This window comes from Neobacillus ginsengisoli (genome assembly GCF_030813055.1).
The window spans coordinates 696,166-707,938 of sequence record NZ_JAUSTW010000001.1 but is presented as its reverse complement, the minus strand read 5'-3'; the positions used below and the strand labels follow the sequence as shown (position 1 = coordinate 707,938).

The following is an 11,773-nucleotide window of genomic DNA, read 5'->3' as shown; positions in this document are numbered from 1 at the left end:
AAACCAGAGAATAGGAGCAGATGGTATGTCGGAAAAAAGAACTCATTCTGATTATCTTCAAAAAGCTGCAATGTACGATTTGTTAGCCCAATTTTATAAATATTCAAACCCAAACTTACACATGCATTACTATCTTAAACACTTTAAATACATGAATAAAGCAAATTATTCGATGCGTGTTAATACAGTGCCCATTCAGGAAGAAGCGAGGGTCCGAATTCTCCATACTTCCCACGATTGCCTCGACGTTGATATATATATTAACGGAAATCGGATGGTAAAAAGCCTGCCATTTAAACACATTAGTAATTTTCTTGCTTTAAAATCCGGAAAATATCATATTGATATTTACCCGGCGGGAAATATGGTGGATAGTGTTTTAAACAAACGGATAACTGTTGAATCCGGGAAATCCTATACATTAGCAACCATTGATCATAGCAAAAAAATGCGCTTGCTGGTTTACCAAAATCAACCTGAAGTTCCTGCAAATGAGGCAAAGGTTCGATTTATTCATTTATCACACGATACACCGGAAATGGACATTGCTGTGAAGGACCGTGACGTAATATTCCCAAATGTCTCTTACAAGCAGGCAACAGAGTATCTAGGGCTTACCCCAATGAGCGTAGATCTTGAAACAAGAGAAGCCGGCACAAGAAATATCATTCTCTCATTGCCAAAGATTCAATTTAAGGCAAATGAAACGTATACGGTTGTATTTTTAGGTTTAACCAACGAAAAGCCGGAACTTGAGGCGATTATTTTAAGAGATTGAGAATAAAGCCGCGACTGGTATACTAGATTCTCAGTCTTTTTTTTCTACCGGCGGTTCCCTGTTTTCCGAAAGGTTTACGGATCCCCGAATAGCATAAAGGTGCCAAAAACGGCACCTTATTTTACTGGAACTTGAATGGTAAAAGCTATATCATCCTTTTTCAAGTCAAACTTGTTGACCTTAATTTTAAGATCACTTTTCAGTTTCAATTGCTGCATATGAATATAGATTAGCTTATTATTCGGCTGAATGACAACTCCTTTTGGGAGCTTATAATTTTCACTGATATATTGTAGAACATAGGAAACAGGCAAATCCAGACTGCCGATTGAAATCGATTTTTGTTTTAACGCCAAGTCACCGTTCGAGAGTGCTTTCGGTTCAAAAGTAAGCTTCATATTCAGGGTTTTACTAAAAATCGGCAATACACCGTAAAATTCCACTTCATTTCCCAAATGGACATGGTAATCAATCGGAGAATCGGAGGCTTCTTTTTTTAAGTAATGATTAATAACCTGATTTAGATCATTTTTATTTGATTTGACATGAAAGGAAACATTATCATTGATTGGTTCCTTGTTGTTAATCCTTTCATTATTTGTCGATGGAATCATAATCAACGATATAATAATAACAACTATTAAAAGGTTTATTCCTAATAAAAGAAGGAATCCCGTTTTCCATTTGTTTTTCATAATAGCTGTTTCTCCTTTTACTATTGGAGTGCTTTAATATCATTCATAATTTCATCGAATGGGATATCATTCAATCCACTATAGGATTTTTTAATCTTTCCATCTTGTCCAACTAAATAAATGGAGGTCCCATGGATGACCTGATTGCCCGTTTCCGGCTTTTTAACAAGTGCCTTGTAATCCTTCAAGGCAAAGTTTTCAATAAAATCTTGAGAGTAACCCGTTAAAAAGGTCCAATTTTTAAAATCGACTTGGAACTGATTTGCAAATTTCGTTAAGACTTGAGGAGTATCTACTGTCGGATCCACACTAAAAGATACGAACTCGACATTTTTCAATCCTTCATCTTTCACCTTTTTTTGCAGCTTGGTTAAGTTGGCCGTCATTGGCAAACAAACATCTGTACAGCTCGTAAACATAAAATCCGAAATCCAAATCTTCCCTTTTAAATCTTTTAAACCAAATGACTTATTATTTTGATTTATTGCAGTAAAATCCCTAATCGGCCAGTTCACTTCATTTTTAATCTCTTTTTGTCCACAAGCCGATAAAACACAAATACTTATGACCAATAACAAAACTAAATACCGGAACTTCATTCTATCACCCGCAACCTTTTTCTTTTCTATTCAGAGAATATTCTAACAAAGTATTGAAAAAGAAGAAAGCAAACGGATTTAATCCATGACCCCTGTTTGAACGATTTTGTTATCCACCACAACCTCAAATTTAGCAAGTTTATACTTTTGTTTCCATTCTGAAGAAGTGGGAAGTTTCCCTCTATAATGGGCTTCGTATACATTTCCAAAACCAACAGGATCGATATCAAGTTTCTGGAATTGATGAAGCAGGTCTTCGATATTTTCTTTGACTGATTTGTTAATTTCTTTTTCAATTGTTTTTACAGCTACTGGGTTTCCTAAATCTAATGGCTCTGTTGCTTCCAGTAATCTTGAGTAAAGCTTTACATTGACTCTAAAAAGAAGATTTTTCTTATCCACCAATTTTATCCTTGATTTACTTTGTATATTATCAAATGATATATAAACTTTATTGTATACATGCCTTTCTTTTTGAAAAGCATTTTGCAGTATGATTTTTTTAAGGCGATCACGGCTAAAATCAAGCTCCTGTGTACCTGCTTTATATTTATCGATTAATATTTTAAGAAAAAAAAGTTTTTCTGGCTTTACTTTACCGATCATCCGATCATCCTTAAACAGTGCCAATCCTGAAATAATGACGTCGTTTTTTTTGATTTTAAGGATTGGGAGAACAGGATCTTTACCGGTATCATTATAGTTACGATTAAATTCCTGTAGTGTTGGTGAAACAATTTGTTCCCCATCAACATTCTGTTTGATTAAGTTATATAAGTATGTGCCTAAATTAATGGAAGTAGGGGTTTTTAAATCAATTTTCATAATGGATGATGCAGAGCCATCAGCAACTGTTAAATAAACCATGTTTCCGACATTAGCATCACGATTTAATGTATCAACAAGTTGAATAATCCCTTTTTTTGCAAGCTCTTTACTATAGACAACAATCCGCAGCTGCCCTGTAACAAGCTTTTGATTTGATTCAAGATTTTGCTTTTGCCTTAGCCCCCTGCTTGTGTGGGCGATATCAGAAATCACTTTTGTCATATTTTGAGCAATCGGATCAAATTTATGGATAACAATTGTTCCTTTAATTTTATTTTGTTGTTCCATATCGTATCCGGCTGCGGTAATGAGTCCTAAATTTTCTAATTGTTTTCTTTCAACACAGCCAGCAATTAAAACCATTGATATGATAAGGATTATGGATAAATTCCACCTACGATATCTGTGCACTGGCTTGCTTCCTCCTTGTAATCCACTTTTTAACCAATACAATGATAGATAACAATACCGGATAGCAAAAGGCAGCTAAAAATCCTGCTTTCGCTATGACATCGGTCATTTCATTCATTTGATAGCGTGCATTAAAGAAAAATGTTCCGCCCCAAACAAAGAGTGCAATAATCCAGATCCCTTTTTTTTGTTTTCGATTCATTACTCTTGAAAATCCTTTCGAAGCAGCCCACAAATACGCACACATATTCGGCAAAACTATCAGCATCCAAAATGAAACGGCAATAAATTCAAACCGCTCCAGGTTCGGGAACCTGACGATTTTAAACATCGATAATATCGGCCAAGTGGTTCTTGCTAAACTTGTTTCAGCAAAGAACGTTATCGCAACTATTGTAGTAACCGTAAAAAGGATCGTTGTATAAAGATTTCCGATCTGTGCAAAAAGCAACACTTTTTTTTTCTCTTTTACATAGGGATAGAAGAACATAAGCAATTCAAAACCCATCATAGAAAGCGAGCATCTATACATACCTTTTACTAAATGCTGGATATCGATATTAAAGATTGGAAAAAGATGAGTAGGATCTGAATAATGTATTGGGACGATTAAGACAAACGGAAGCCAAAAAGTTCCAACAAATGATAAAAAGGTAATGCCAACAATAACCCGGATTCCTCCTAAAACGGCATAGACAACCAATAAAATTAGAACCAAAGAAATCACCCATGTCCTTAAATCTGGAAAAATCCAAACTTGAACAATTTCAATATAGTTCATGAGAATAACAAAAAAGCTAGCGCTCATATAAAGCATATAAATGATATTCAGCATATTACCAATGTATTTTCCGAATATATCAACATGAATTCCATACAAGTCAGCACAGTCATATTGCTTAAGCATCAATATCATTAACCATAAAACAACTCCTGTGCCTAATCCAGCGAATAATACTGAAATCCAGGCATCATGTTTAGCTACTAAATAAACGATACGCGGTAATCCAACAATTCCAACTCCTGTTTGTGTTTTGTGGATAATAAATATTAATAGGAATGAATTAAACAGCAATCCGTCCTTCGGATGTAAATTTACTTTCAAAATAAACCTCTCCTATTCATCTACATCCTTTTTTTCTTTCGCTTTTTGAGCAGGGTAATTTTGATTATCATTCGTACGGTTTGTTTCAGGGCGAAACGATAGGTATTGCAATGGCATTCTGAAAACACTGTACCTTAAATCTCTCCATCTAAATGGGAAGATCGGCATAAGATATGGACCACCCAATGTTTCTAGTTTTAATAGGTGAATCAAGAAAAAGCAGAATGCAATCATGATTCCGATTCCTCCCCATATTCCTGCTAGTAAGATAATTGGAAATCGGATGATACGAATCGCAGTCCCCATAATGTAGCTAGGTGAAGTAAATGAACCAAGAGCACTTAGGGCAATGATAATTATTAAGATGTTGCTTGTAAAACCGGCATCAACTGCAGCTTGGCCAATAACAATACCACCTACGATACCCATTGTCTGACCAACTTTAGTCGGAAGCCTCGCACCCGCTTCCCTTAATAGTTCAATAACAAATTCTAGAAGCAGCGCTTCAAAAACCGGCGGAAATGGGACATTTGACCTTGATTGGCCTAAAGTGACAAGCAATGGGGAAGGAATTACTTCATAATGATAGGTTACAACAGCAACATAGGCAGGAGTAAGTAATACAGATAAAAAAATGGCTGTTAAGCGCAGCATCCGTAAGAAAAAGCCCATATTCCAACGCATATAAACATCTTCTGTTGTTTCAAAAAAACTAAAAAAAGGTGTCGGACCGTACAAGGTGGCTGGGCTTCGGTCCATTAAGACCGCAACCTTTCCCTTTAATAATGCACTGGTAACCCGGTCAGGCAATTCGGTTGTCATTAATTGAGGAAATACAGTCCAACTATTACTTTCTAACAATTGACCTAGGACGGTGGTGTCAGCAATTTGATCGACCTTAAGTTCACTCAATCTTTGTCTAAAAGTATTGACGTTTTCTTCATCAGCAATATCTTTTATATAAACGATTTTGCCTTTCGCTTTTCCTCTTGCACCAATTACAACATCCTCCATACATAAATTGGAATCTTTAATATTGTTTCTCAGAATATTTAAATTGCTGTTAAGAGATTCTGTGAACGCAATTTTAGGTCCATAAACGAGCGATTCCGTTTCTGCCTTTTCTAGTGACCTTTCAACCGTTTTACTAACATTTGCAAGAAGCCCGCACGGATCCCCTTCAACATAAATGTAAACATTCCCTTCTATTAAAGAGGCGCTTATCTCTTGCAATTGATTAGCTGCGGATATTTGGGCAATCGGAAGTATTTGAGCAAGATTCTCAATACTCCATTCTACTTCATTATGATTTTGAATGGTTCTTATAACAAAATCATCTATCGCATTTTTATCGATAACGCTTGCAAGGAAGCTGAAAAGAATTCTCTTCCCGTCCTTTTTTAAGGACCTGAAATTCAAATCGGAACTTGCATGCAGTACTGTTTTTAATTGTTCCTTTAATTCTTCAACCTTTAAGCTATGTGCTTTCTGCTCTTCATTTTGGTTTTTTCCAAATTTCCCCTTGAACATAGACAACACCTTCAGGATTTCGTTTTTTTTATCATGACCAACAGTGACAAATTTTACCCAAAATAAAACCGGATGGCATCATTCACCACCCGGCTATTATTCTGTTTCCTCATCCCAATTTGGAATGAATATCCTAAAGGTTGTCCCTTTTTCTTTCAAGGAATATAAGGCAAAAGCTGACTCAGTCTGAGTCAGCCTTTATTTTAGTGATTCGTGCTTTTAATCAAAATAATACATTAACGCTAGGGCCCCCGGCCCTGTGTGGGTGCTAACGATTGGGCCGGTATAATCAATTTCCACATTCTGAAACCCGGTTAATTCATAAATGCTTTCTTTTATTTTTGCGGCAAGCTCATTTGCTTCGGCATGAGCAATTCCGACACCGCGGATGGTTTTCCCCTTAATATCATCAGCGAATTGTCTGGCAAAAAATTTGACCACCTGCGAATGGCTGCGTACTTTAGTTACCGGCGTATACTCAGCCCCTTCAAGGGAGGCAATCGGTTTAATGTTCAAAAGTGAGCCGATAAAGGCTTTCCCTTTTCCGATTCGCCCACCCTTGACAAGATTCTCTAATGTATCAACCATAATATACAATTTCGTATGATTGCGGACTGTTTCCAGTCGTTCAAGGATTTCCTCCATGCTTTTCCCCTGTTTCGCCATTTCTGAGGCTTCCTTTACCTGAAAGGAAAGGGCTTTGGAAATAAACTTAGAATCAACAACGGTTACTTTCGTTTTCGTCATTTGTGCCGCACTCTCAGCAGATCGAACGGTACCACTCATTTTTCCGGTCATATGAATAGACAATACCTCGCACCCTTCGTCTCCCAGGCGGTCATACACTTCAAGGAAGGAACCGGCTGATGGTTGGGAACTTTTCGGCAATTCATATAATTGGCTCATATTTATAATAAATTCAGCAGGGTCTAAATCAACCCGGTCTAAATAAGTTTTCCCATTTATGGTAACGGACAATGGCACAACAACAATATCTAATTTTGCAATCATTTCTTGAGACAAATCTAATGTTGAATCCGTTACTATTTTAATTTTGCTCATACCTTCACATCCCTACCATTTCTTCCATGAATTATACAGGTTTAATCTAGTGAAGAAAATATAATCCTCAGTTTTCTTCTCAATATGAACATATTTTCCAATTTAAAAACAATAAAAGAGCATCGGTTTCCCGATGCTCGAAAAAATTAAGCATTATTCTTTAATTCTCCAACTTTAAAAAGTTGTTCATAATCAGGCCATTTCATGACCTTTTTCAAATAGTCTTTAAAGGAGTAGCATTTTTTTGGGATTTGCTCCCCATAGATTGACGTAACAAACGTCTGCAAACGGACTTGGATCATAAACTTATATGTGCTATCTTCCTCCAATACAGGAATATCCATGACTTTAACCTTCTGTCCAACATCATTTTTGAACTCTAGGCTTTTGAATAACAAAATATCAATCCTCTTTTTCACCCGTTTGTTTTATTATACATCACCGACACCTCGAAATGTGTCTAATTATGCCTGTATCAAAAAAATATTTATGAATTTGAAATTTAAACGAACATAAAAAAGGCCTTTAGAGAACGAGTCCCTAAAGGCCTTATTTGAAACTGTCATTTATGCTTCTATTTGTTCTTCTTCCGACTGTTTCTTTATTTTTTTCCGATAAATAATTTTTGAAAGATTAATACTGATTTCGTATAAAAGCAAGAGTGGAAGTGTGACAATAAAGTCTGACATAAAGTCCGGCGGTGTGATGACCACGGCGATGATAATGAGAACAAAATAGGCATATTTGCGAATTTTTGCTAAAACAAACGGATTAATGATCCCCAGTGAGGTTAAGAACATAACGAGCACCGGAAGTTCAAATAACACTCCGAATGGAATGGTCATATTCATGATAAAGCTAAAATACCTGTCTACGGTAAAGTTGGTGACAAACATATTTCCACCGATATTAACCAGGAATTTTAATACCATTGGAAAAATAACAAAATAGCCAAACGAAAGACCAATCAAAAATAAGAAAAAAAGTGCCGGTATATAGGAAAGTGTTACTTTTCTTTCTATCGGTCTTAATGCAGGTTTGACAAACAGCCAAATTTGCAATGCCAAAACAGGGATGGTTCCTGCAACAGCAACAACAGTCGCGAGCATAAAATAAATCCAAATAATATCGCCGGGACCAAGAACCAATAATTTCATATCTCCTACGAACCATTTGTAGATTTTTTCAACATAAATAAACCCGACAATAAAAAAGACTACAAAGGCAAGTGCTGAAATAATAATTCTTTTACGCAATTCCTCTAAATGATCAACTAAATGTAATTCTTTATCCTCCATTTACTTCCCCTTCCGAATTCAAAGGTATCAGGCAGTAGAAAAAAGGCGTAAGATAGGATATCTTACACCTTATTTAGTCACATTTTTCTTTTCGTCATCAAGATCCTTCATAACATCTTCTGTCAGTTCGGAAGTTGATTTTTTAAATTCCTTTAACGTTTGTCCGAAGGCACGGCCGATTTCAGGTAATTTCTTTGGCCCAAAAATGATTAGTGCTAATGTTAAAATCAATATTAACCCCGGTACACCGATATTTGAAAACATGGATTTACATCCCCTTTAATTGTTGTATAATACTACTTCGATTATATTATCGAAAAATCAATTTGCATTAATTATTTCGAAGAATTCATAGTAAGTTCACAATTTCAATCAATATTAAGGTAGAAGTGATGTTTTGCAATTATAAATCTCTAAAAACAATTTATCAATAACATCAAATGAAGTCAATCTTCAAACTAATATACAAATTTTTAAAATTTTTAGATAATTGCACCTTTATCCGTATATAAATTGAATTATATCAACATATACTATTGAAAACTAATTAGCGAATGAATTGGATGTGATCAAGGTGGAATTTTCTCTATGCAGTTTTGATGGAGCTCTTCCGGTTGAAATTACGATTGATGATGACAACGGAAGATATACCATCCGCAAAAGTGATAGAAGCGGGGAGTATTTTAATAGCCCTAATGAGTTAATTCAGTGGGTAAAAACGCATTTCCGGGAGGAAGAATTCTGCCATCCACAGGAATTCAGAGGCATGCTTGAAAAGTTAGCAGAATATGAGGTAAATGGATTCTATTATTAAAAAACAAAAAGCATCATTTGATGCTTTTTGTTTTTTCATTTTCTTTCATAAATCCTAAATTCATAATCGTAAGGATTTTTTTCATCCTTTATTCCTGTTTCAGAGGAAGTAAGACGCCATTCGGTTAAATCAAATTCCGGAAAGAAGGTATCACCGGCGAAGCTTTCATGGATAAGAGTGATATAAAGACGATCTGCAAAAGCAAACGTTTCTTTGAAAATTTCGGCACCGCCGATGACAAAAACTTCAGTATCCTGTTTGCTGCAATAATTTACTAAATCCTGAACCGAGTATAAAACGGTACATCCTTCAGATTGGTAATTCCGTTGGCGGGTAATGATGATATTTTCCCTGCCGGGAAGAACACTCCCAATCGATTCATGCGTCTTACGTCCCATGATAATCGGGTGCCCCATTGTCACTCGTTTAAAATATTTCAAATCCTCAGGTAAACTCCACGGCAATTGATTATCCTTACCGATGATTCTGTTTTCATCCATAGCCACAAGAAAAGAGATCATACGCTAACCACTCCTTTAATATGTGGATGAGGATCGTATCCTTCCAAAGTAAAATCTTCAAATTCAAAAGAATAAATATCCTTTACATTCTGATTTATTTTTAGCGTTGGAAGGGCCCGCGGTTCTCTAGCCAATTGCAGCTTCACTTGTTCAAGATGATTTTGATAAATATGTACATCTCCAAACGTGTGGATAAACTCTCCCGGCTTTAAATCGCAAACCTGAGCAATCATGTACGTAAGAAGTGCATAGGAAGCAATATTAAATGGAACACCGAGGAATACATCTGCAGAGCGCTGGTATAGCTGGCATGACAATTTTCCATCAGCTACATAAAATTGAAACAAGCAATGACACGGCGGTAATGCCATCTGATCAATCTCCGCAACATTCCAGGCATTGACAAGTAATCTTCTGGAATTTGGATTTGTTTTAATTTGCTCAATCAATTCACTGATTTGGTCAACCGCTGTTCCGTCTGCACCGGTCCAGGAGCGCCATTGATGTCCATAGACAGGACCCAATTCACCGAATTCATTAGCCCATTCATTCCAAATACGAACCCCATTTTCCTGCAGGTAACGAACATTTGTATCACCCTTTAAAAACCAAAGCAATTCATAAATAATCGATTTAATATGAAGCTTTTTTGTGGTTAAAAGCGGAAATCCTTCTTCTAAATTAAATCTCATTTGATAGCCAAACGTGCTGATAGTTCCTGTGCCTGTACGGTCAACCTTAGTATGTCCGTTTTTTAAAACATGCTCACATAATTCTAAATATTGCTTCAAGTAGGTCACTCCCTTGTCTACCATTCATATTTTTTCATTTTAACATTGCGGAGTTATTAAATACAGCAAAAAAAGCTACCAGATTCGGCAGCTCTAAAGTGATTTAATCTTAAACTTCCAGACCAAAGTTGCGGCAAAGGGCGGCTAATCCGCCTGCAAAACCGCTTCCTACTGCATTAAATTTCCAGTCGCCATTATGGCGGTAAAGCTCGCAGATGACGACGGCCGTCTCAACTGAGAAGTCCTCTCCCAGGTCAAACCTAAGAATTTCACGGTCACTGTCTTCATCGACCACTCGGACAAATGCGTTCGAGACTTGACCGAAATTTTGGCTCCTTACCTCTGCATCATGAATCGTAACAGTAATTGCAATACGGTGTACGTGAGATGGAACCATACTGAAGTTAATTTTTATTTGTTCATCGTCTCCATCTCCTTCACCTGTGCGGTTATCTCCTGTATGCTCGACACCGCCTGATGGATGGATCAAATTATTGTAAAAAACAAAATCGGAATCCTGTGTTACCTTTCCGTTTGCATCAGCTAAGAAGGCCGATGCATCTAAATCAAAATCATATCCTCCATGATAACGGTTCGTATCCCATCCTAGTCCGACAATTACTTTTGTTAACCCGGGGTTGGTTTTTGTTAAATCAATTCTTTGTCCCTTTGCTAAGTTGATGCCCAAGCGTATCACCTCAATAAAAACATTTTTTATCTATCAGCTAAATGAACGAACAACTTCACTAAGGCCGGCAGCATTCGTACCATTCCCGACTGCAGCAAACTTCCACTCATTTCCATGTCGATAAATTTCACCTGCAACAAGACATGTTTTACCACTATAATCCTCCGATAAATTGTAGTGGAGCAATGGTTGTTGGTTGCTAGGGTTAACAACCCTAATAAAAGAATTGCGGATCATACCAAAGTGCTGCTTTCTTTTGACACAATCATAAATATTGACAACGAAAACAAGCTTTTGAATATGTGAAGGGACTCTGCTTAAATCCACGGTGATTTGCTCGTCATCCCCATCTCCATCACCGGTCAAATTGTCTCCCGAATGCTGCACACTGCCATCATTGCTTCTTAAATTTCCAAAATAGACCACATCTTTATTGTTTTGAAGCTTATCATTTGCACCCAGCATAATCACTGATGCATCACAATCAATGTTAGCATTATTGCCTCCGCCAAACAGAGAACCGAATAAGCCGCCGCCTCCACTTTGAACAGGGTCCCATCCCAATCCAACTAAGACTTTGGAAAGCCCTGGATTTGTTTTAGTTAAATCTACTCTTTGACCTTTATGCAAATTAATCGCCATTTCTTTCACCC

General features: G+C 36.7%; 15 protein-coding genes. 2 read left to right on the top strand and 13 right to left on the bottom strand.

Annotated elements, in window-relative coordinates:
* The first annotated feature begins 25 nt into the window (after nt 1–25).
* Nucleotides 26–778: a DUF4397 domain-containing protein gene (locus tag J2S10_RS03760; RefSeq protein WP_307404520.1), complete on the top strand. Its 753-nt coding sequence runs from the start codon at nt 26–28 to the stop codon at nt 776–778.
* A gap of 116 nt (nt 779–894) precedes the next feature.
* On the opposite strand, the gene J2S10_RS03755 is transcribed toward J2S10_RS03760, so the two are convergent.
* From J2S10_RS03755 to tatA, 9 genes are all read right to left on the bottom strand, one after another.
* Nucleotides 895–1,473, bottom strand: coding sequence for a YpmS family protein (locus tag J2S10_RS03755; protein ID WP_307404518.1), 579 nt, complete (start codon nt 1,471–1,473; stop codon nt 895–897).
* 20 nt (nt 1,474–1,493) lie between these two features.
* Complete coding sequence (locus J2S10_RS03750; protein WP_307404516.1) at nt 1,494–2,072, bottom strand: SCO family protein; 579 nt, start codon at nt 2,070–2,072, stop codon at nt 1,494–1,496.
* Nucleotides 2,073–2,150: 78 nt separating this feature from the next.
* On the bottom strand, nt 2,151–3,311 hold the full coding sequence (locus J2S10_RS03745; RefSeq protein WP_307404514.1) for a Ger(x)C family spore germination protein: 1,161 nt from the start codon (nt 3,309–3,311) through the stop codon (nt 2,151–2,153).
* The gene (locus J2S10_RS03740; protein ID WP_307404512.1) at nt 3,295–4,416 is read right to left on the bottom strand and encodes a GerAB/ArcD/ProY family transporter; all 1,122 of its coding nucleotides are present in this window, start codon (nt 4,414–4,416) and stop codon (nt 3,295–3,297) included. The genes J2S10_RS03745 and J2S10_RS03740 overlap by 17 nt, the downstream gene beginning before the upstream one ends.
* 12 nt (nt 4,417–4,428) lie before the next feature.
* Complete coding sequence (locus tag J2S10_RS03735; protein ID WP_307404509.1) at nt 4,429–5,946, bottom strand: spore germination protein; 1,518 nt, start codon at nt 5,944–5,946, stop codon at nt 4,429–4,431.
* Between the two features lie 219 nt (nt 5,947–6,165).
* Nucleotides 6,166–7,008, bottom strand: a complete 843-nt coding sequence (locus J2S10_RS03730) for a DegV family protein (protein ID WP_307404507.1) — start codon at nt 7,006–7,008, stop codon at nt 6,166–6,168.
* A 146-nt stretch (nt 7,009–7,154) separates the two neighbouring features.
* Nucleotides 7,155–7,406 carry a DUF2535 family protein gene (locus J2S10_RS03725; protein ID WP_307404505.1) on the bottom strand — a complete coding sequence of 84 codons (252 nt, stop codon included), beginning with the start codon at nt 7,404–7,406 and terminating at the stop codon, nt 7,155–7,157.
* A 168-nt stretch (nt 7,407–7,574) separates the two neighbouring features.
* Nucleotides 7,575–8,306, bottom strand: coding sequence for a twin-arginine translocase subunit TatC (gene tatC / locus J2S10_RS03720; RefSeq protein WP_307404502.1), 732 nt, complete (start codon nt 8,304–8,306; stop codon nt 7,575–7,577).
* Nucleotides 8,307–8,375: 69 nt separating this feature from the next.
* On the bottom strand, nt 8,376–8,570 hold the full coding sequence (tatA, locus tag J2S10_RS03715; protein WP_307404500.1) for a twin-arginine translocase TatA/TatE family subunit: 195 nt from the start codon (nt 8,568–8,570) through the stop codon (nt 8,376–8,378).
* A gap of 310 nt (nt 8,571–8,880) precedes the next feature.
* Between tatA and J2S10_RS03710 the strand changes: the two genes are divergently transcribed.
* The gene (locus tag J2S10_RS03710; protein ID WP_307404498.1) at nt 8,881–9,120 is read left to right on the top strand and encodes a hypothetical protein; all 240 of its coding nucleotides are present in this window, start codon (nt 8,881–8,883) and stop codon (nt 9,118–9,120) included.
* Between the two features lie 35 nt (nt 9,121–9,155).
* Here the strand turns inward: J2S10_RS03710 and J2S10_RS03705 are convergent, their stop codons facing one another.
* The 4 genes from J2S10_RS03705 to J2S10_RS03690 all read right to left on the bottom strand — a co-directional run bounded on the left by J2S10_RS03705 (nt 9,156) and on the right by J2S10_RS03690 (nt 11,762).
* Nucleotides 9,156–9,641: a dihydrofolate reductase gene (locus tag J2S10_RS03705; protein WP_307404496.1), complete on the bottom strand. Its 486-nt coding sequence runs from the start codon at nt 9,639–9,641 to the stop codon at nt 9,156–9,158.
* The gene (locus tag J2S10_RS03700) at nt 9,638–10,432 is read right to left on the bottom strand and encodes a thymidylate synthase (protein WP_307404494.1); all 795 of its coding nucleotides are present in this window, start codon (nt 10,430–10,432) and stop codon (nt 9,638–9,640) included. Before J2S10_RS03700 ends, J2S10_RS03705 begins: the two co-directional genes overlap by 4 nt.
* A 109-nt stretch (nt 10,433–10,541) precedes the next feature.
* Entirely contained in the window at nt 10,542–11,120 is a 579-nt protein-coding gene (locus J2S10_RS03695) for a TerD family protein (RefSeq protein ID WP_307404492.1), read from the bottom strand.
* Between the two features lie 33 nt (nt 11,121–11,153).
* Nucleotides 11,154–11,762, bottom strand: a complete 609-nt coding sequence (locus J2S10_RS03690) for a TerD family protein (protein WP_307404490.1) — start codon at nt 11,760–11,762, stop codon at nt 11,154–11,156.
* Between the last annotated feature and the right edge of the window lie 11 nt (nt 11,763–11,773).